This is a genomic window from Bradyrhizobium sp. PUT101 (assembly GCF_052043945.1).
Classification (GTDB): Bacteria; Pseudomonadota; Alphaproteobacteria; order Rhizobiales; family Xanthobacteraceae; genus Bradyrhizobium.
Genome location: NZ_CP197207.1, coordinates 5,007,033 through 5,026,697, shown reverse-complemented (window position 1 = coordinate 5,026,697; position 19,665 = coordinate 5,007,033). Strand labels below are relative to the sequence as shown.

Here is a 19,665-nt window from a genome sequence, read left to right as displayed (position 1 = left end):
AGGACGCTTGGCACGATTGCATAAAATCGTCGCAGCACGCGAAGATTTGCGCGGTCCTGGTGGCTCGATGCAAAATATCATTGCCTTTGAGGTGCTTATGGCAGAACGAATGCCCTGCGCACCGAGGTTGCGAAAGACAGGGCCATGAGCATTGAAATCGACATTTTGAACGGCGACGCCTCGTGGCCGATTGCAAAGCCGCTGCTCAGCGCGGTCTGGGGACACGATGCGGCGGAGAAGCCGCCTTGGGCTCACGTCAAATGGGCCAATGCGGACCTCCGCGTGCTGATCGAGACGCCCGAGGACGGTCTCGTCTGCCACGTCGGCATCTACTTCCGGACCGTCAGCTGGAACGGACAGAAGGTCCACATTGGCGGCCTCGGCGGGGTCTGCACCCGCGAGGACCGCCGCGGCCGCGGCTATGCGACCGTGGCGATCGACGCGGCCGTGCACACCATCAGGGCCAATGAGGCAGCCCGCTTCGCGCTGCTGTTCTGCGAGCCGCACAATTTCGCGTTCTATGAGGCCCGTAAATGGCAGCCCTTCAAGGGAGAGGTCTATTGCGAGCAGCCGGAGGGGCGGATCCGCTTCGACTACATGGCGCCGTATGTCCTCGACATCGTGCGCGCCCCGACGCTCGGAACAATCGACCTATGCGGCCTGCCGTGGTGAGCCCTGCGTGAGCGAGGGCTGCGCCGGCTGCCGCACGCCTGATAATATGTCGATCATCATTTAATATTCCACCCGGTGAACATGACGATCGACGCCCCTGCAGACGCCGTCCCGCCGGTTGCGCCGGTTGCCTCCCCCATCGCCAGCCTCCTGACCGCGCCGATCCTGCCGACGCTGCTGCGGCTCGCGATTCCCAACATGATCGCGATGGTCGGCAGCACGCTGGTTGCGATTGCCGAGACCTCCTATATCGGCCGCCTCGGCACCATTCCGCTCGCCGCGATCGCACTGGTGTTTCCTTTCGCGATGCTGACGCAGATGATGAGCGCGGGCGCGATGGGCGGCGGTGTCTCCTCTGCGATCAGCCGCGCGCTCGGTGCCGGTGATCGCGACCGCGCCGCGACGCTGGCGCTGCATGCCGCCATCATCGGCCTCTGCGGCGGGCTGTTCTTCACGGTGATGATGCTCGTCTTCGGCCGCTCCTTCTTCGCGCTGCTCGGCGGGCGCGAGCGCGTGCTGGAAGAAGCCAGCGGCTATTCGCAGGTGCTGTTCTCCGGCGCGGTCGCGATCTGGCTCGTCAACACGCTGGCCTCGGTGATCCGCGGCACCGGCGACATGCGCCTGCCCTCGATGACATTGATCGGAGCGAGCGTGCTCCAGATCGCGCTTGGCGGCACGCTCGGGCTCGGCCTGTTCGGAGTGCCGCAATTCGGCATGCCGGGTGTCGCAAGCGGGCAGCTGATCGCGTTCAGCTGCGCCGCGATCTTCTTCCTCTGGTATCTGTTGTCCGGGCGCAGCCGGCTGCCGCTCGATATCCGCGCGTTTCATTTCGAGCGCGCGATGTTCCTGGACATCCTCAAGGTCGGCGCGGTGGCCTGCTTGTCGCCGCTCCAGACCGTGCTCACCATCCTGATCTTCACAAAAATCCTCGCGACCTTCGGCAACGAGATGCTGGCAGGCTATGGCATCGGATCGCGGCTGGAATTTCTGCTGATCCCGATCACCTTCGCCTTCGGCATCGCCTCGGTGCCGATGGTCGGCATGGCGATCGGCGCCGGACACGTGAAGCGCGCGCGGCGTGTGGCCTGGACAGCGGCTGCGGCCTCCGGACTCACGATCGGCCTGATCGGCCTCGCCGTCGCGCTCGCTCCGTCGCTGTGGGTCGGGCTCTTCACGCGGGATCCCGGCGTCACCGCCGCCGCGCACAGCTATTTCCACTGGGCAGGTCCGGCCTTCGTGTTCTTCGGCATGGGTGTGTCGTTATACTTCTCGTCACAGGGCGCGGCACGCGTGGGCGGGCCCGTGCTCGCATCCACGGCCCGGCTCCTGATCGTCGCGATCGGCGGCGTCGGACTCATGTCTGCGCAAGCTCCGGCCTGGACCCTGTTCGCGCTGGTCGGCGGCGCCATGGTGGTGTTCGGGCTGTCGACCGCGGCCTCGGTCGCCTTCGTGCGCTGGGGCAAATGATCGCAGGCAGGTGAGCGCGAAATGAACGCAGGAATGTGATTCCAGCCCGCGTTGCACAATCCTGCCGGGCTGCTATGGAGGCGCTCCATTTTCGGGACCCTCTGCATGATTTCCAGATTCGCAGCGCTCATCGTCCTCCTCGCCCCGCTGCTTGGGGCATCTGCCGCTCGTGCGCAGAACGCCGACGGGACATGGCTCACGCAAGCGGGTGATGCGCGCGTCAAGATCAGCAAGTGCGGCGGCGGCATCTGCGGCCACATCGTCTGGCTGCGCGAGCCCTATGACACCTCAACCGGCCAGCCCGCCACCGACAACAAGAATCCCAATCCCGCGCTCGCCAGGCGCCCGATGATCGGCCTGCCATTGTTCAGCGGCATGCAGCCCTCCGGTCCGAGCAAATGGTCGGGCCAGATCTACAATGCCGACGACGGCAGCACCTATGCCAGCAGCATCAGCTTGACATCGGCGGATTCGCTGCGGGTCGAAGGCTGCGTCGGCGCGCTCTGCGGCGGCGAGACCTGGACGCGCACGGGGCGCTAACTCGCTGCAATCATCGCCTTCAGCGCCGTCGCCGCCGAGGCGTAGCCGCCCCGCGCGCCGTCGATGAAATGGACGTGATCGCTCCGCAGCAGCGACGGCGTGAAGCAGGTCATCATGGCGGCGTCCTGCCGGTAGAGGCCGTAACGCACGATACCCTCGCGCGCAGCCGCCGCGAGACGATCGGTGAGGGCACGTTCGAGCTCGCCCGTACAGTCGAGGATCATGCGCAACCCGTCGTCATATTTCCTGAAGTCCGAGTTCTCCGCCACCTGACGCCTGTAGACGTCTGGCACGAAGCCGCCGACCTTGAGGTCGAAGCGCATGATCAGATAGGCGAACAGCGTGTAGGCCAGCACGCTGGCCCGGCGCGCGAGCAGGGGACCGCCACGCCTGGTGCGGGCCTCGAAGTCCAGCCCCTGCGGCGGCCATTTCAGCGGCGGCCCCTGCGACGGCACCGGGCGGCCGCCATCCGGACTTCGCTCGACGAGATGGATGACGTCCTCGATCACCTTGCGGAAGGCCTGCGGATCGGCGCCGCGTGCCGGCAGCACCAGCACCGACAGGATCAATCCACGGGAGGCCGGAATCACCTCGAAGCGGCAGGACAGGCCGGAGAGATCGGGCTGCGTGCCGGCGGGCGCCGCCGTGACCGCAAACTCGCCACGCTTCATCGCGGCGTCGGCCCAAGCGAGTCCTCCGCCCGAGAACATCGCATAGGACAGGTTTGCCGACGGCCCGAAGCGGGCGACGCGCACGTCAAGGCCTCGAGCGCGAATGATGCCGACCGGCACCAGCGCGACGCGCATGGTCAGATCGAGATCTTCCCGCACCCAGGTCGCGGTCGCAGCCAGCGCCTCGCGGGCAAGTTCGAGATCGTGGGGCGCGACCGCGAAGGTGGCGCCGTCGCCGCCGAACACGAAGGGGAATTCGCGTCCTCCCAACGCGTTCGTCACCGCCGCGATCACGGCGGCGCCAGCCATGTTGACCGCCTTGTAGCGCTGCGCTGCGATCGCCTTGGTCGAATCGACGATGTCGGCAACACCGATGCTCCAGTCGTCCGGGAGCGGCGAATACAGCGCAGGGTCCATCAGGCTGGTGAAGCCTCGGAAGACCGGAATGCCGCCATAGAAGGATTCGCCAGAGGTCATCGGGGACGCCGGATGGTTGGAGTGCGAAACAAATACGTGGCGGGATCGATCCGGGTTCGCTGGCCGGCGCCCCATTCAATCATTGGCCGAAACCGACCCTGACAACAAGATGCGGCAGCGTTGCAATGCCGCGGCGGGGTCATTGATCGGCATCAAACGACCGCCGGGGAAGACCGGCTATCGTCGCTTGGCTCCAAGAGGTTGCATGGGATGATCGAGGTGCCCGACTTCGGCGACAAGGACTCCACCTCTCCGGTCCGTCGGCGCACGGGCATCGACCCGATCAGCGCGGTGAAGATGCCCGAAAGACTGACGGCAGCCGTCGACGCTTGGGCTGAAGCTCATCACCTGACCCGCTCGGATGCGATCTGCAAGCTGATCGAGCTGGGCCTGAATATCCCGCCCCCGGTCCTCACGCCGGTGCACCCGATCGAATCGGAGGCCACCAGGATCGAAGAGATCGCAGTCCACGAGATCGAGACGCTGCTCGACCCCGCATTGCCGACGGACGAACGCGAGCGCCGCATCCGCCGCCTCACCGAAGGGCCGCCCGAATTTTCACACGAACGGATTGACCTGCCGAAGGACTCACCGAAGCAGCGGACGTGAGCAGCTAAAGCGTGATGAGTCTGGATAGATCGTCATCGCGCTTTGGTTCATCCGTGTGTGCATGATCTCCTCGGAAAGCCGCTGCACACTGTTCCGGATCATGCTCTAGTGCAGCTTCACGTCTTGACGCTTGCGCAGCGGATCGAGAGACGCATCATGGCAGCCGACCAGGCGCACGAATTGCTGCGGGTATATTTCATGCCCGTGACTGCCGGAATTCTGATGCGACATCGGCGGGCAGTGGACATCGTCCGACTTCGCACGGGATTGCTCCGTGCAGCCCCGATTTGAAGCGGTCATGTTTGGCGTGGTCATGGACTGCTCCCCGTCGATTAGGGCAGATCGATTGACGTAACCCAACCGATTGCGGGGCATCTTACGACCAAATCCGGCTGAATGTCATTGTGCCGGATCAACGCGATCATGATGGCAGAGTTCCACTTATGCCGTATTCCCCGCGTCGACGGTGAACACCGTCCCGGTGACATTGCGGCCGCCTTCCCCCAGCAGATATTCCACCATGCGCGCGACGTCGTCCGTCTGCGGCAGGCGACGCAGCGCGCTGCGGCCAGCGATGCGCTTGCGTCCCTCGTCGGAGAGACTATGCGTGAGCTCGGTGTCGATGAAGCCCGGTGCGACCGCGTTCACGGTGATGCCGAGCTTGCCGACCTCGCGCGCGAGCGAGCGGGTGAACCCGGTGGCGGCGGCCTTGGTCGCGCCGTAGACGGACAGGCCGTTGTAGCCGGTGGTAGCGATGATCGAGGAGATGTTGATGATGCGGCCGGCGCCATCGGCCATCATCTGCCGCGCGACATATTTGGTGAGGATGATCGGCGACAGCACGTTGAGCTGCACCAGTGCCGCGATCTCGGAATTGTGCATGGTGGCGAGCAGGCCTTCGGTGCCGAGGCCGGCATTGTTGACGAGACCGTAGATCGGGCCGAATTCGTCGCGGACGAGTTTTGCGAAGGCCGGGATCGCATCGATCACCGCAAGATCGCAGGCGCGGAAATGCAGCCGCCCTTCGGACCGGGCAATCGCCGCCCCGAGCTCGTCGCTCTCGCGCCGCGCCGCCGCGATCACGTTGAAGCCACCGCCGACGAGGCGCGTTGCAATGGCAAGACCTATACCGCGGCTGCCGCCGGTGACCAGAACGTTATGCATCGGTGCGCGCCAGCTTGCCGGCCGGGGTGACGTCGAGCGCCTCGACGAAGCGGATCACCGCCGGCACCTTGTGGGACGCGAGTTGGGCGCGGCACTGATCCAGGATCTGGTCGCGAATCTCTTTCGCACGCGCCGGATCGGTGCCGTCGGCGAGGATCACGTCGGCGACGACGATGCCGCCGGTGATCGGGCTGCGGCGCGACTTCGCGCGCGACATCCGCACGTCGGGATGGCGGTTGATCACCGCCTCGATTTCCTCGGGGTGGACCTTCAGCCCGCCGATATTGATGATGCCGCCGCGACGGCCGACGAAGTAATAACGGTCGCCGCGCAGCTCGACGATGTCGCCGCTGTCGACAAAGCCGTCGGCATCGGTGAGCGCCGCCGCGTCGCGGCCGACATAGGCATGCGCGGTGCGTGCCGAGCGGATCCGCAGCGAACCGTCGACGACCTTCATCTCGACGCCGTTGCGACTGCCGAGATAATTGGCCGGAAAGCCTTCCAGCCCGTCATTCACGGCGAAGCCGACGCCGGCCTCGGTCGAGGCATAGGCGTGACCGACGGAAGCATGGGGGAACGCCGCCTTCAAGCCGTCGAGCACAGCCTGGTCGGCGATCTCGCCGGAGAGACGGACGTAAGCCGGGGCGAATTGCGCGGCCGCGCCGCTCATCAGGAGCTTGCGCCAATGCGAGGGCGTGCCGGAGATATGCGAGACGCCGCGCGCATTCAACCGAGCGACATGGTCGCCGAGCGCTTCATGCGGATCGGACAGCACCATCGAGCCGCCGGACAGGATGGCGCGGAGGAAGATTTGCAGGCCGCCGTAGCGGCGAATGTCGTAGAACGTCGCCCATACCGGCGCCGGACCACGCGTTGGGCCTTCGGCAACGATCGCTCCGGTCAGCGCCTCCAGGGTATGGCCGACGATCTTTGGCACGCCTGAGGTGCCCGAAGTCAGCATCAGCCATTCGGTGGCGCGTTCGGTTCTGGCCGGCGCGGTGGCTTGAAGCGGCAAATGCGCGGTGACGACCAGCGGCACGCCGGTGCCGCCCCAGCGATCGGGCTCGTCGGTGACGACGGCATCGATGCCGGCATCAGCGATCAGCGAGTCAAGATGCGCCGGGTTGAGATCCGGCGGACACAGCAGCATGCGGCGGGCGATGCCGTCGAGCTCGATCATGGCAAGGCCTGACCGGAGCTGGTCGGACAGCTTGAGCAGCACGGCGCGACCGGACAGCTCGCGCAGGCGACCGCCCAGAACCGTGTGCGACAGCACGTCGGTCAGCGACACGACGTCGTGCGCATCGGAGATCGTGCGGCCTTTCAGCTCCGCGCCGAGATGGTCGCGAAGCGCAAAGATCTCACGCGGGGACATTTTCGTAGGCCCGCACGAAATCGCCCACAGTGGCGGGGAACGCTGCGTCCTCGGAAATGGTGAAAGGGTCGACGCCGGTCTCGTCCTCGAGGCGCGCCACAAGAATTGCAAAGGCGAGCGAGTCGAAGCCCGTCTCGTGCAGGGACAGATCGTCCGAGAGTGCGGGCAGCGTGACGTGCTGCTCCTTGGCGATCTGCTGGATCGCTTCAATGACCTTTGACCTTACCGACATGGCTGGCTCGCTTTTCGTTATCGTTCGTGTTGCGGCGGCTCTTGATGACCGCCTCCCCGTAGCCGTCTGTCTACCCGACAGAAGTAAATGGCTTCTTGGACAATGCAGATAAAATTGGACCTATCTGGCGGATTTTGTTGTCGTTACAGCCGGATCGCACCGTCGACGATTGCGGCAAATGTACTGGAATCCAGCGCGACATAGCCGCCGGCTTTCGGGTCGAGCACGAACAGCGGATCCGAGATCGCGGCCGGATCAAATCCCTCTCGCGCGAGATCGCCTTTCTTCTGTTTGAACGTCTCGGTCGCATCGAGTTCGCGCGAGATGCGGACGAAGACGGGACGCGCATAGGCCGGCAGGCACCGCGCGAGATGCGCAGGCAGCGCGGTGATGTCAAAGCCCTCGTTCACGACGATCGCACTCATGCCGGCGCGGCCGTCGGTGCCGGGGATGGCGACGCCGTAGGTGGTGGCGTCAACCACGCCGGTGAAATCGCGTACGGCGTCGTTCACCTCCGAGGTCGCGACGTTCTCGCCCTTCCAGCGGAAGGTGTCGCCGATGCGGTCGACGAAATGGAAGAAGCCCTTGTCGTCGATCCGCATCAGATCGCCGGTGCGGAACCAGGCATCACCCTTGGCAAAGACGTTGCGCAAGATCTTCTTGTCGGTCTCACCGGCATCGGTGTAGCCCTCGAAGCGGCCGCCGCCCTCGTCCGCGGTGCCGATGCGGCCGATGGCTTCGCCGGCCTCGCCGCGGGCACAGGCGATGCAAAAGCCCTCGTCATTGCGCAGCGGCACGCCGCTGTCGGGATCGAGCTTGACGAGACTGGCGGGAAAGCGATGCGCAAGCAGCGGTGGAATGCGCCCGATCGCGCCCGGTTGCCCCTCGACATTGAACAGCGAGAAGTTGCCTTCGGTCGCCGCGTAAAATTCGAGAATGCGCGGAATGCCGAAGCGCGCCTGGAAATCTTCCCATATGTCGCCGCGCAGGCCGTTGCCGCAGACGAGCCGCAGGCGGTGCCGGTTCTCGTATTCCGACGGCGCCGCCTTCAGCAGGTAACGGCAGAGCTCGCCGATATACTGGAACAACGTGCAGTCATGCCGGACGATGTCGGACCAGAAGTGCGAAGCCGAGAACCTCTCGGCAATCACCACCGAGCCGCCGGCAGCCAGCATGCTGCAGGGCGCGACGATGCCGCCGACCGAGTGGAATAGCGGCAGGCAATCGTAAAGCCGGTCCTGGGGCGTCGCGCCGGCGAGGCCGGCGAACCAGAAGCCCCAGCTAAGGATGCGGCGGTGGCTGATGCTGGCCGCCTTCGGCAGGCCGGTGGTGCCTGAAGTGTAGATCAGCAGGGCACGGTCGTCGATCGTGACGTCGCCATGTTCATCCGACGAGAGCGGCCCGTCGTCGAGGACGGCATGAGCGACGTCGATCGCGCGCTGGCTGCGGGCATCGCCGTGGGTCCAGACCTTGGGCTGCGTCTTCAGATGTGGCGTTGCGCCGTCCAGCAGCTCCGTCAGCTGGTGCGCGAGGATGATGTGCGCCGGCTTTGCGACGTCGATGCAATGCGCAAGCGACTGTCCCACCAGCTTTGTATTGAGCAGCGCCGCCACACCGCCGACCCGGCTGATGCCGAGCCAGGCCGCGAGATAGTCGATACCATTCGGCATGATGAGGGCCACGGTATCGCCCTTGGCGACCCCGACCGAGCGCGCCCAGCGCGCGTAGCGATTGATGCGCTTCGACAGGCCTTGATAGTCGAGACTTGTGTCAGCCGTGACCAGCGCGACGCGGCCGGGCTGGCGTTGCGCCCAATCGTCGATGACGTCCGCGAACAGACGCCCGGGCAACGCCTCGATCCGCGCAGTGAGCTCGATCGCCTTGAGCCAGACCTTCGAAGCCGACGGCGCGCGTGCGGCTTTCGGCTGCTCGATGACGCCGGTGGTCATATTGTTCACTCTCTCGGGCCGTCTGCTGGTTTCCGGCAGCTTAGCCCGCGCGCACTGCCCAGGTGTTAAGAGACAAGGTAAAACACCGTTAGTGCGCGATTAACTCTAGCGATCCTTTACCAAGCCGGCGGGATCGACGTGCAGCCCGGTGCGATTCTTGCGACAGCAAAATAGCGAGACCAAGCCGGGCGCCTGCAGCAACACCGGGACACAGATCGTAGCGCACAGCAATGCCCATGAGTTCGGCAGCATGCTGATGGCGGAAATCATCGCTGGCGCAAAATGGTCGAGCTGTCGGGCGTGAGGAAGGAGTAGCGGGAGGCGCTAGGCGGCCTTCGCCAAGCAGGAAATTCCTTGCTCTACCATCCCTTGTGCTGACCGCTTCGCCTGTGGCGCGGGTGCGGCGCGTTGACCGGGTAGTACGGATTGAGATCGCAGCTCGCCGAGCGGCCCGACGCGGTCGCGCGGCACTGCGGCAGCGCGGTGAAGGAGCAGTCGTACCAGTCCCCGCCACCGCCATTCGCACCGGAATAGACGTGCATGCAGACGGGATAGCGGGGATCGAAGGTTTGCCCATGCGACGGCGCGGCGGCGAGCAAGACACCGACGGCCATGGTCAGGCCGAGCGAACCACGCGACGCGAATATCCGGGAGAACCGCATCACCGACCGCTAGTGCTGTTTCTTGTGGCGCCGGCGCGGCGGCGGCGGCGGTTCGTCGAAGGCGTAATAGGGGTTGAGATCGCAGCTCGCCGAGCGGCCCGACGCGGTCGCGCGGCACTGCGGCAGCGAGGTGAAGGAGCAGTCGAAATAGTCCCCGCCGCCACCGCCGAAGCCGCCGGGCGTATAGACGTGCATGCACACCGGATAGCGCGGATCATAGGTCTGGGCGCTGGCATCTGCCGCGACGAACAGCGTGGCAATCGCGGTGAGGGTCAAGATCGGCAAGCGCATGGACGCATCCTCAAGTCAGTAGCCGCTGGCGGATCGGGGGCCGGCGGCTTCATATGGCACAACATCACGGCGGACGCGACTGTTCCTGGAGAAAAATGACGGCAAGGTGAGTACGGTGGGGCTGCGGCGCTAGGCGCCGAGCCCCTGCAGCACGAGCCGATTCAGCCTTGCCGCGAACGCCGCCGGGTCTTCCGGCAATTCGCCGTCCAGGATCTGCGCCTGTTCGAGCAGGAGCAGGCTGAGATCGTCGACGACCTTCGAGCCGGCTTGCGCCTTGGTGACCGCGGTGACCAGCGGATGGCGCAAATTGATCTCGAGGATCGGCTTGGTCTTCATGCCACGGTTCTGCTGCGACAGGATGCGCTCGAGCTCGCGGCTGGGGCCCTGGCTGTCGGCGACGAGGCAGGACGCCGAGCTGGTAAGCCGCGTCGAGGCCTTGACGTCGCTGACGCGCTCGCCGAGCGCAGCCTTGATCACGGCGATGGTGGCCGCTTCATCCGCGGCGGGCTCGTCCTTCTTCGCCTCGTCCGCCTCGTCGACGCGCGGAATCAGGTCGAGATTGAGATCGCCCTGGCTCAGCGACTTCAGCGGCTTGCCTTCGAACTCCGACGGCATCGAAGTCCAGAAGGCATCGACGGGATCGGACAGCAGCAACACCTCGATGCCGCGCGCGGTCGCAGCTTCCAGCCGCGGATTGGATTTCAGCCGCTCGATGCTGTCGCCGACGAGATAATAGATCTCGGTCTGGTTCGGCTTGAAATCGGCGATGACCTGCTTCAGCGACCGCTTGTCGCCCGAGGTGGTGGTGAAGCGCGACAGCGCGAGCAGCTTTTCGCGCCGCTCGAAATCCTCGTAGATGCCTTCCTTCAGCACCGCGCCGAAGGCGTCCCAGATCTTGGCAAAATTCTCCGGGTCCTTATCGGCAAGGCTTTCGAGCTCGGATACGACCCGGGTCGCCACGGCTTTGCGGATCTGCGCGAGCTGCGGATTGTTCTGAAGCATCTCGCGCGAAATGTTGAGCGGGAGATCCTCGCTGTCGACGACGCCGCGGATGAAGCGCAGATAGCCCGGCAACAGATCGGCATCATCGGTGATGAAGACGCGCCGGACGTAGAGCTTCACGCGTCCCTTGCGGTTCGGCTCGAACAGGTCGAACGGCTTGGTCGAGGGCGCGAACAGCAGCACGGCGTAGGAGTAGCGGCCCTCGGCGCGGTAGTGCAGCGTCATCGCGGGATCGTCGAAGGCGGAGGCGATCTGCTGATAGGCCTTCTTGTAGTCGTCTGCAGTCAGCTCAGATTTCGCGCGCTGCCACAGCGCGCTGGCCGAATTGATCTGGCGCGGCTCGCCCTCTTCGGGCACGAGCTCGATGGGAAACAGGATGTTGTCGGAATAGGCTGTGACGATGCGCTCGATCTCGTAGGTCTCGAGATATTTCTTGGCGTCGTCCTTCAGGTGCAGGACGATTTCGGTGCCGCGTGTCACGCGCGCCGCTTCCTCCTCGCTGGCCCGGGCGATCTCGAAGCCGGAGCCGCCGGAGGAGGTCCAGGTCCAGACATCGCTCTCGCCGGCGCGGCGGCTGGTCACGACGATCTTCTCGGCGACCATGAAGGCGGAATAGAAGCCGACGCCGAACTGGCCGATCAGACCGAGACCGTCCTTGGCCTCCTTCAGCTTGGACACGAACGCCTTGGTGCCGGAGCGGGCGATGGTGCCGAGGTGGTCGATCAGCTCCTGCCGCTCCATGCCGATGCCGTTGTCGGCGACCGCGAGCGTCTTGGCCGTCTTGTTGGGGATGATGCGGATCTTGAGCGCGTCGCCTTCGCCCAGCAGGGCGGGACTTTCGATGGCCTCGTAGCGCAGCTTGTCGCAGGCATCGGAGGCATTGGAGATGAGCTCGCGGAGGAAGATGTCGGTTTCCGAATAGACGGAGTGCACCATCAGGTGCAGCAGTTCGGAAACTTCGGCCTGGAAAGGCTGCATATGCACAGCCGTATCTGACGTCGTCATGCGCTTACCCGGTCAAAACAAAAGGGAGGAACCCGGATATAGCGCGAGGCCACGGCGGATCAAGAGGATGTGAAGCATCCGCCCGGAGGGCCGCCCTCACAAGAGGCGCGGATCAGGTCACGCAACGGCCGGGCTGGAGCAGCTTAGCGACCTCGGTCAGGGAGCTGACCATCGGCTCACAGGCGATCGTCGGCTTGCTGCGAACCTTCTGCTGGTTCTGGAGCAGCACTGGCTGTTTGGCATTGCCGGTCTCGATCACCGCGGGCACCCGCAGCAGCACGGACGTATCGGCGAGGTCGTTCAGCCGCATCGACACCGTGCGGGTCGGAACCGGCGCCGGCTTGATCTCGGCGAGCCGGCCCGCCTTTGCGGCGCGATTGACGTTCTGGGCCGGGGCGAAGTTCGAGCTGTGGCTGGAGGTGTCGGCGACCGCCTGCCAGCGACTAGCCAAATCATGGCCGGAGGCTAATTGCACAGCACCGAGCGTCGCGACGATCGCAAAGGCGCCTAAAAAAACCTTTTGAATCTGTGACATGACCGTCGATCCCTCGCCCCATGGCGATCACGGGAACAACGCCGCCGCAGGATCGGCGGTTCTCGATCGTTACGATCACTTAACCGTGTGCGAAAAATGCCGCAGGTCGGCGAAATATTTCGCTAGCCGTGGAACGACTCCGACAGTCGGGAGTCGTCTCAGCAGCCGGCTATTCCCCCCTGCCCCATAAGCCGGCGACGTAGGGCGCGACTGTGGTGATGCCAGTCGCGCCTTACTTTTGTCTGGCAGCTACTTCGCCTTCGCCGCGAGCCAGTCCCGCCCTTCGCCATAGAGCTTCTCGACTTCCGGGCCGGTGAGGCCCGGCATGTCGCGCTTGACCTTGTAGCCGATCAGCTCCTGCATGTAGGCGAGGTGGCGGTAGCCTTCGGGGAGCGCGGCGAGCGCCTTCTGGTCGAGGCGGAGTGTCGCGGCGGGATCGACCGGGTCGATCCGGTCCTTCTCGTAGATCGGCTGGCGGCGGACGATGCCCCATTTGCCCAGCCGCTTCTCCAGGAAATCGTAGAAGCGCCCGGTGCAGACGACGTCGCAGAGCACGTCGTGCACGAGGGCACGCTGCGAGATCGTCATCTTGGTCTGGGCGATGGCTCGCTCGCCGGCAAGATCGATGCTGGTGCCGCCGAGGAAATGCAGGATGCGCACGCCTTTGGCGAATCCCTCCTGGCTGACGCGCATGAAATCCCGCGCCGGCCCCTGAAACCAGGTGGCGGACATCCAGCCCTCGTCATGCCAGACCGTGGCAAAGCGCTCCCAGTCGCCGGCGTCGCGCCACACCGCCCAGTTCTCGACGAGGTCGCGGATGGCGAGGCGATCGAGGAGTTGCTGGTCCATGGTCCGTATGCTCCCGGCGGCTTGAGGCTGCGATGGACGTCATCGGCTCGATGTATCAATGGGGCAATTGGGTTTCAGTCAAGCGGGTGCTGCTACACGGCCTGCGAATTGCCCACAGCCAGGCAAACGCGATACGCGTAACGGTTATTGCCATCAATCAGAACGAGATTAACATTCGCAGCGATGAAGATGAAATTCCGCTTGCTGGCCGCGTTTCTCGGATTTCTCGCGGCCCTCCCCGCATATGCGCAGACTGCGGCGCCAGACGCGCAAGAGAGCTCTATCGCCTGGAAGAGGCAAGTTTCCAATCGGTTGGTGAGCAAGAGGATCTATCCGCGCAATATGCCTGTCGAAGGCGGTACGGCTAAAGTCCTGCTTGTTCTCGATCGGACGGGCAATTTGATTTCGAGCGCGCTGGTCGAAAGCACGGGCTCCAGCGAACTCGACGCCGCGGCTTTGGCTATGGTGGAAGCGGCTGCGCCATTTCCCAAGCCGCCCGCCGAGATTGAGGAGGACGGTCTTCACCTTACGGCGCCCATCATCTTCAGGGCGAAAACGACATTACCGTGGTCGGGCAGCCTGCCGCCGGCAGAGTCGGCCGGAGAACAAGCCAAGATCGACGCCAAGATGCGCAGCATCTGCCGGGGCTGCTGAAAAGGTATGCAAACTAAAAACGGCGCGCCTTGCGACGCGCCGTCCTCGTGTTCGATACCGTCGTTGTTACGCCGCCGGCGCCTTCGGCGCGCGATTGCGCGAATTGCGCTGGAAGAACAGCGCCTGGCTCGCCACCGCCGACACCATCGCCGGCTGGAATGGTTTTGAGATCAGGAACGCCGGCTCGGGGCGCTCGCCGGTGAGGAAGCGCTCCGGGTATGCGGTGATGAACACCACGGGCACCTCGAAGGTGCGCAGCAGTTCGTTGACCGCATCCAGGCCCGACGAGCCGTCGGCGAGCTGGATGTCGGCGAGGATCAGGCCGGGCCGCTTGTTCTTGGCCAGCGCCACTGCATCGGCATGGGTGCGCGCGACGCCGACGACGTTGTGGCCGAGATTCTTCACCAGGCTCTCGAGGTCCATGGCGATGAAGGTCTCGTCCTCGATGATCAGCACGTCGGTCGCAATCTCGGCCGCCATCTCGCGTCCGGCGGCGTCTGCAAGGCGTCGCGTTTCCGCGACGTCGGTGCCGAGAACGAAGGCGACTTCCTCTTCCGAGAAGCCCTCGAGCGAAAGCAGCAGGAAGGCCTGGCGCGGCAGCGGCGTGATGTTCGACAGCCGCCGCTCCGGCGGCATCGGCAGGGCTGTCACCTCGGCATCCTCGTTGACCGAGACCGAATTCCAGATCTGGGTGAATAGCCGGAACAGGCCGGCCCGAGGCCCATGGCTCTCGTCGAGTACCGACGGATCTCCCAGCATGGCTTCCAACATGGCTGCGACATAGGCGTCACCGGAGGCCTGGCTGCCGGTCAGGGCGCGCGCGTACCGGCGCAACAACGGCAAGTGTTCAGCAACAAGCTGTGAACGGGACATCCCCACTCCATTCGTCTTCGGGCCAACCTTGAGGTCAGGAGACACGCGGGGGGCCCGGGTTCCCCTGCTGAACTGATTACGCATCAGGGCAAGAAAAGTTCCGCTGAGCTGGGAACTTTTCCGCGGACCTGGAATTGTGCCTATCCAGGGAACGGCTCCCGGTTGAGAAAACCTCTCGAATTTGCAGTCACTTAACTCGGGGAAACGTGGAACAGGCCATGAAAGATCTCAAGTCTCAAGCCAGCAGAAGCACGACCCCCGGCAAGGGAGGCCTCACTCCGGAGATCCAATCGCGGATCGGGCACCAGTTGCGCGCCATGTACGACGATGTCGTGCGACAGGGGGTTCCGGATCGGTTCGCAGAACTGATCAAGAAGCTTGATGCGCCGGGGGCGACACCCCACGTGGAAAATGAGGGCGGATCCAACGACAACAATGGGAGGGACTAATGCCTCTCACGGACTCCCTGCGTGACGACATCTTGGCGGCAGTCCCTAGTCTGCGCGCCTTCGCCATCTCGCTCAGCGGCAATGCGGACCGTGCCGACGACCTGGTGCAGGAGACGCTGCTGCGTGCGCTCGCCAACATCGACTCGTTCCAGCCCGGCTCTAACCTGCCGGCTTGGCTGTTCACGATTCTGCGCAACCTGTTCCGCTCCGACTATCGCAAGCGGCGGCGCGAGGTCGAGGATGCCGAAGGCAACTACGCCAAGACGCTGAAGACCCAGCCTTCGCAGAATGCGCATCTCGAATTCGAGGAGTTTCGCACGGCGCTGGACAAGCTTCCGCAGGATCAGCGTGAAGCATTGATCCTGGTCGGCGCGTCCGGCTTCTCCTACGAGGACGCGGCCTCGATCTGCGGCTGCGCAGTCGGCACGATCAAGAGCCGCGTGAACCGCGCCCGCTCGAAGCTCGCCGCGCTGCTCTATGTCGACGGTGCCGAGGATTTCGGACCCGACGAGACCGTGCGGGCCGTGATCGGCGGCAGCGGCGGCTGATAGCCGGCGTCGACTGGATCGGGACGAGATGAAGACGGCCGTTTCTACGGCCGTCTTCGCGCGCGTCCGAGACCGATCACACGTCCACGAAGGTCACGGTATCGGCCACGCTGGCACGCGATGTGCGGTAGCTGTTGACCTTGTTCGCATGGTCCGCATAGCCGAACGAGATGCCGCAGACGACGCGGCGGTCGTCGGACAGGTTGAAGTGGCGGCGGATCAGGCCGGAATGCCGCGCGAGCGCTGCCTGCGGAATGGTGCCGAGCCCGAGCGCCTGCGCGGTCAGCATGAAATTGCCGACATAAGCGCCGCAATCGATCGCACCGTAAATGCCGAGCGGCTCGTTGGTGTGGATGATCGCGACATGCGGCGCGCCGAAGAAATTGTAGTTCTCCAGCGCCTGCCTGGCGTAGGCCGCCTTGTCTCCGCGCGCGATGCCGAGCGTGTTGTAGAGCTGGAAGCCGCTTTCACGGCGGCGCTCCAGATAGACCCCGACATATTCGCGCGGCGGCGTGAAATCGTAATCATCGCCAAGGCCCTTTGAGGCCTCCGCGTAGATCGCCTTGCGAAAGCGCTCCTTGGCCTCGCCACTGGCGATGATGACCTGCCAGGGCTGGCTATTGCACCAGGACGCGGTGCGCTGTGCCGTGGTCAGCACATGCTCGATGGTCGCGCGATCGACCTCCTCGGGAAGAAACGCGCGGACGGAGTAGCGCTCGTTGAGGAGCTCTTCGAGCACGCCGATGCGGTCTTCATTGGAATAGTGGGCGTTGGGCACTTTGGCGTCCATGGCTAGTCTCGCTTTCGTGCCCCGGACGCGACGCAGCACGAATTGATGCGGCGCAGAGCCGGGGCCCATTGTGGCTCCTGGATCCCGGCTCTGCGGAGCGGCACCATAGCGCGTCAAAGACGCGCGTAAACCCGCTTATGGCGTCGCACCGCGTCCGGGGCACGAGAGATATCATCGTCCCTTGGTCGGGATCTTGTTATACGGCACGTCCTTGTCCACGCGAATGTCGCCGGGCAATCCCAGCACGCGCTCGGCAATGATGTTGCGCAGGATCTCGTCGGTGCCGCCGGCGATGCGCATCGAGGGCGAGGACAGCAGCATCTGCTGGAACTGACCTTGCACCGTCTCCTCGTCGTTGCCGGTGAGAACACCGGCCGCGCCCTGGAGGTCCATGGCGTAGGTCGCAATGTCCTGGAGCATCATGCCCGAGACGAGCTTGCCGATGGAATTTTCCGGACCCGGCCGCTCGCCCTTCGACAGCGCCGAGATCGTGCGGTAGCTGGTGTATTTCAGCCCATTCGACTTCGCCGCCCAGCTCGCGAGCTTCGAGCGCACGGCGGGATCGTCGATGGCGAGTCCGTCCTCCAGCATCAGGTCGGAGCAGAACTCGAACATCTCAGGCACGCCGGTCGCAAGCCGCGCACCGATCGACATGCGCTCGTTCATCAGCGTGGTGAGCGACACGCTCCAGCCCTCGCCGACCGCGCCGAGTCGCTGGCCGTCGGGGATCACGACGTCGGTGAAATAGACCTCGTTGAACTCCTGCATGCCATTGGCCTGCTTGATCGGTCGCACCTCGACGCCGGGGCTCTTCATGTCCAGGAAGAACATGGTGAGGCCCTTGTGCTTGGGCACGTTCGGATCGGTTCGCGCGATCAGGAGGCCGTAGTCGGAATAATGCGCGCCCGAGGTCCAGATCTTCTGGCCGTTGACGACCCAGTTGTCGCCCTTCTTCTCGGCGCGCGTGCGCAAGCCCGCAACGTCCGAGCCGGCCGATGGCTCCGAGAACAGCTGGCACCAGATCTCCTCGCCCGAGGCGAGCTTGGGCAAATAGCGGCGCTTGGCGTCTTCGCTGCCGAACGCCATCACGGTCGGACCGCACATGCCTTCGCCGATCTGGAACGGCTGGGTCAGCTTGCCGTAGACGCCCTCCTCCTGCTGCCAGATCACGCGCTCGATCGGCGTCGCACCGCGGCCGCCATATTCCTTCGGCCAATGCAGGCAGGCCCAATTGCCTTCGAACTTCTTCTTCTGCCAGGCCTTGCCGACATCCACGATGTCGCGGTGAGCGAGCCGGATACGGCCGAGCGAGGATTTTGACAGCTCGGCATGCAGCTCCTTCGGCGCATTGGCCTCGATCCATTTGCGCGCGGTCTCGCGGAATGCGGCTTCCTGTGGCGTGTCGTCGAAATTCATGGCGCTTCCCTTTCTTGTCATTCCGGGGCGCGCAACGCGCGAACCCGGAATCTAGAGCTTGCATATTCACTTCGAGATTCGGGGGGCGGCTCTTCGACCTGCCCCGGAATGACGGCTAATTCCTTCCCTTCGTCGGGATCTTGTTGAATGGCACGTCCTTGTCGACACGGATGTCGCCGGGCAGGCCCAGCACCCGCTCGGCGATGATGTTGCGCATGATCTCGTCGGTGCCGCCTTCGACGCGGGTGCCCGGCGCGCGCAGCAGCATCGCCTGGAAGCGGCCAGCGACCTCGGCATCTTCCGGACCGCTGACGACGCCAGCCGCACCCTGCAAGTCCAGCGCGTAGGTCGCGACATCCTGGATCATCGAGCCCGCAACCAGCTTGCCGATCGAATTCTCCGGCCCCGGACGCTCGCCCTTGGACAGTGCCGAGATCGCGCGCATGCTGGTGTAGCGCAGGCCGCTCGCCTTCACCGCCCAGCTCGCCAGCTTCGAGCGCACCGCGCGGTCCTCGATCGCAGGCCCATCGTCGAGCATCAGGCTCGAGCAATATTCGAACAGCTCCGGAAAACCGGTCGACACGCCCGCGCCGATCGACATGCGCTCGTTCATCAGCGTGGTCAGCGAGACGTTCCAACCGTCACCGACCTCGCCGAGCCGCTGATGGTCGGGAATGCGGACATTGGTGAAATAGACCTCGTTGAAGTCGGAGGCACCGCTCGCCTGCTTGATCGGCCGCACCTCGACGCCGGGACTCTTCATGTCCAGGAAGAACATGGTGAGGCCCTTGTGCTTGGGCACGGTGGGATCGCTGCGGGTCAAGAGGATGCCGTAGTCGGAGTAATGCGCGCCCGACGTCCAGATCTTCTGGCCGTTGACGATCCAGTCGTCGCCATCCTTCTCGGCACGCGTGCGCAGGCCCGCGACGTCCGAGCCGCCGGCCGGCTCGGAGAACAGCTGGCACCAGACCTTCTCGCCGGACGCGAGCGGCGGCAGATATTTGCGCCTATGCTCCTCGCGCGCGAAGGCCATCATGGTCGGCCCGCACATGCCATGGCCGATGATGAACATGTGCGAGAGCTTGCCGAACGGGCCCTCCTCCTGCTGCCAGATCACGCGCTCGATCGGCGACGAGCCACGGCCGCCATAGTCCTTCGGCCAGTGCAGACAGGCCCAGCCGGCATCGGCTTTCTTCTTCTGCCAGGCCTTTGCGACCTCGAGGATGTCAGCGTTCTTGAGCTGCGTTCGGCCAAGCGAGGACTTGCGCAGTTCCTCTTCATACTGCTTGGGCGCGTTGGCAGCGATCCACGCGCGCGCGGTGGCGCGGAACTCGGCTTCCTGCGGGGTGTCGTCGAAGTTCATGGCTTTTTCTCTCTGTCATTCCGGGGCGCGCGCAGCGCGAACCCGGAATCTCGACGTTATTCACTCATCTCC

General features: G+C 64.6%; 22 protein-coding genes. 7 read left to right on the top strand and 15 right to left on the bottom strand.

Annotated features, from left to right (window positions below; translation table 11 throughout):
- Window positions 1-144: 144 nt before the first annotated feature.
- The 3 genes from ACSHT2_RS24220 (at window position 145) to ACSHT2_RS24210 (ending at window position 2,679) form a co-directional block, all read left to right on the top strand.
- Window positions 145-672 carry a GNAT family N-acetyltransferase gene (locus ACSHT2_RS24220; RefSeq protein ID WP_440636983.1) on the top strand — a complete coding sequence of 176 codons (528 nt, stop codon included), beginning with the start codon at window positions 145-147 and terminating at the stop codon, window positions 670-672.
- 81 nt (window positions 673-753) lie between these two features.
- Window positions 754-2,139 (top strand): MATE family efflux transporter, encoded by a 1,386-nt coding sequence (locus ACSHT2_RS24215; protein WP_440636982.1) that lies wholly within the window; start codon window positions 754-756, stop codon window positions 2,137-2,139.
- 105 nt (window positions 2,140-2,244) lie between these two features.
- Window positions 2,245-2,679: a DUF2147 domain-containing protein gene (locus ACSHT2_RS24210; RefSeq protein WP_440636980.1), complete on the top strand. Its 435-nt coding sequence runs from the start codon at window positions 2,245-2,247 to the stop codon at window positions 2,677-2,679.
- On the opposite strand, the gene ACSHT2_RS24205 is transcribed toward ACSHT2_RS24210, so the two are convergent.
- Window positions 2,676-3,827 (bottom strand): DUF3095 domain-containing protein, encoded by a 1,152-nt coding sequence (locus ACSHT2_RS24205; RefSeq protein WP_440636978.1) that lies wholly within the window; start codon window positions 3,825-3,827, stop codon window positions 2,676-2,678. The genes ACSHT2_RS24210 and ACSHT2_RS24205 overlap by 4 nt on opposite strands.
- A 210-nt stretch (window positions 3,828-4,037) precedes the next feature.
- Between ACSHT2_RS24205 and ACSHT2_RS24200 the strand changes: the two genes are divergently transcribed.
- The gene (locus ACSHT2_RS24200; protein ID WP_440642916.1) at window positions 4,038-4,436 is read left to right on the top strand and encodes a hypothetical protein; all 399 of its coding nucleotides are present in this window, start codon (window positions 4,038-4,040) and stop codon (window positions 4,434-4,436) included.
- Between the two features lie 105 nt (window positions 4,437-4,541).
- Here ACSHT2_RS24200 and ACSHT2_RS24195 read toward each other — a convergent pair whose 3' ends face one another.
- From ACSHT2_RS24195 to ACSHT2_RS24150, 10 genes are all read right to left on the bottom strand, one after another.
- On the bottom strand, window positions 4,542-4,751 hold the full coding sequence (locus ACSHT2_RS24195) for a hypothetical protein (protein ID WP_440636976.1): 210 nt from the start codon (window positions 4,749-4,751) through the stop codon (window positions 4,542-4,544).
- 126 nt (window positions 4,752-4,877) lie between these two features.
- Window positions 4,878-5,600, bottom strand: coding sequence for an SDR family NAD(P)-dependent oxidoreductase (locus tag ACSHT2_RS24190; protein ID WP_440636975.1), 723 nt, complete (start codon window positions 5,598-5,600; stop codon window positions 4,878-4,880).
- Window positions 5,593-6,975, bottom strand: a complete 1,383-nt coding sequence (locus ACSHT2_RS24185; RefSeq protein WP_440636973.1) for a class I adenylate-forming enzyme family protein — start codon at window positions 6,973-6,975, stop codon at window positions 5,593-5,595. The genes ACSHT2_RS24190 and ACSHT2_RS24185 overlap by 8 nt, the downstream gene beginning before the upstream one ends.
- A complete protein-coding gene (locus ACSHT2_RS24180; RefSeq protein ID WP_015688794.1) occupies window positions 6,962-7,207 on the bottom strand; it encodes an acyl carrier protein in 246 nt (81 codons plus the stop codon). The genes ACSHT2_RS24185 and ACSHT2_RS24180 overlap by 14 nt, the downstream gene beginning before the upstream one ends.
- Window positions 7,208-7,350: 143 nt before the next feature.
- Complete coding sequence (locus ACSHT2_RS24175; protein ID WP_440636971.1) at window positions 7,351-9,165, bottom strand: long-chain-acyl-CoA synthetase; 1,815 nt, start codon at window positions 9,163-9,165, stop codon at window positions 7,351-7,353.
- 350 nt (window positions 9,166-9,515) lie between these two features.
- Entirely contained in the window at window positions 9,516-9,818 is a 303-nt protein-coding gene (locus tag ACSHT2_RS24170) for a DUF3551 domain-containing protein (RefSeq protein WP_440636969.1), read from the bottom strand.
- Window positions 9,819-9,827: 9 nt separating this feature from the next.
- Complete coding sequence (locus ACSHT2_RS24165) at window positions 9,828-10,109, bottom strand: DUF3551 domain-containing protein (RefSeq protein ID WP_194391353.1); 282 nt, start codon at window positions 10,107-10,109, stop codon at window positions 9,828-9,830.
- A gap of 129 nt (window positions 10,110-10,238) precedes the next feature.
- Window positions 10,239-12,116 (bottom strand): molecular chaperone HtpG, encoded by a 1,878-nt coding sequence (gene htpG, locus ACSHT2_RS24160; RefSeq protein WP_440636968.1) that lies wholly within the window; start codon window positions 12,114-12,116, stop codon window positions 10,239-10,241.
- Between the two features lie 112 nt (window positions 12,117-12,228).
- Window positions 12,229-12,651 (bottom strand): hypothetical protein, encoded by a 423-nt coding sequence (locus tag ACSHT2_RS24155; RefSeq protein ID WP_440636967.1) that lies wholly within the window; start codon window positions 12,649-12,651, stop codon window positions 12,229-12,231.
- A gap of 249 nt (window positions 12,652-12,900) precedes the next feature.
- Window positions 12,901-13,500, bottom strand: coding sequence for a nuclear transport factor 2 family protein (locus ACSHT2_RS24150; protein WP_440636965.1), 600 nt, complete (start codon window positions 13,498-13,500; stop codon window positions 12,901-12,903).
- Window positions 13,501-13,683: 183 nt separating this feature from the next.
- Between ACSHT2_RS24150 and ACSHT2_RS24145 the strand changes: the two genes are divergently transcribed.
- Complete coding sequence (locus ACSHT2_RS24145; protein ID WP_440636964.1) at window positions 13,684-14,154, top strand: TonB family protein; 471 nt, start codon at window positions 13,684-13,686, stop codon at window positions 14,152-14,154.
- Window positions 14,155-14,220: 66 nt separating this feature from the next.
- On the opposite strand, the gene ACSHT2_RS24140 is transcribed toward ACSHT2_RS24145, so the two are convergent.
- Window positions 14,221-15,027, bottom strand: coding sequence for a response regulator (locus ACSHT2_RS24140; RefSeq protein WP_440636963.1), 807 nt, complete (start codon window positions 15,025-15,027; stop codon window positions 14,221-14,223).
- Between the two features lie 218 nt (window positions 15,028-15,245).
- Between ACSHT2_RS24140 and ACSHT2_RS24135 the strand changes: the two genes are divergently transcribed.
- Both ACSHT2_RS24135 and ACSHT2_RS24130 read left to right on the top strand, forming a co-directional pair.
- A complete protein-coding gene (locus ACSHT2_RS24135) occupies window positions 15,246-15,476 on the top strand; it encodes a NepR family anti-sigma factor (RefSeq protein ID WP_199752298.1) in 231 nt (76 codons plus the stop codon).
- Entirely contained in the window at window positions 15,476-16,024 is a 549-nt protein-coding gene (locus ACSHT2_RS24130) for a sigma-70 family RNA polymerase sigma factor (protein ID WP_140976407.1), read from the top strand. Before ACSHT2_RS24135 ends, ACSHT2_RS24130 begins: the two co-directional genes overlap by 1 nt.
- A 76-nt stretch (window positions 16,025-16,100) precedes the next feature.
- On the opposite strand, the gene ACSHT2_RS24125 is transcribed toward ACSHT2_RS24130, so the two are convergent.
- The 3 genes from ACSHT2_RS24125 to ACSHT2_RS24115 form a co-directional block, all read right to left on the bottom strand.
- Complete coding sequence (locus tag ACSHT2_RS24125; RefSeq protein ID WP_440636960.1) at window positions 16,101-16,814, bottom strand: nitroreductase; 714 nt, start codon at window positions 16,812-16,814, stop codon at window positions 16,101-16,103.
- A gap of 171 nt (window positions 16,815-16,985) precedes the next feature.
- Window positions 16,986-18,230 carry an acyl-CoA dehydrogenase gene (locus ACSHT2_RS24120; RefSeq protein WP_440636959.1) on the bottom strand — a complete coding sequence of 415 codons (1,245 nt, stop codon included), beginning with the start codon at window positions 18,228-18,230 and terminating at the stop codon, window positions 16,986-16,988.
- Window positions 18,231-18,345: 115 nt separating this feature from the next.
- Window positions 18,346-19,593, bottom strand: coding sequence for an acyl-CoA dehydrogenase (locus tag ACSHT2_RS24115; RefSeq protein ID WP_440636958.1), 1,248 nt, complete (start codon window positions 19,591-19,593; stop codon window positions 18,346-18,348).
- Window positions 19,594-19,665: the final 72 nt, after the last annotated feature.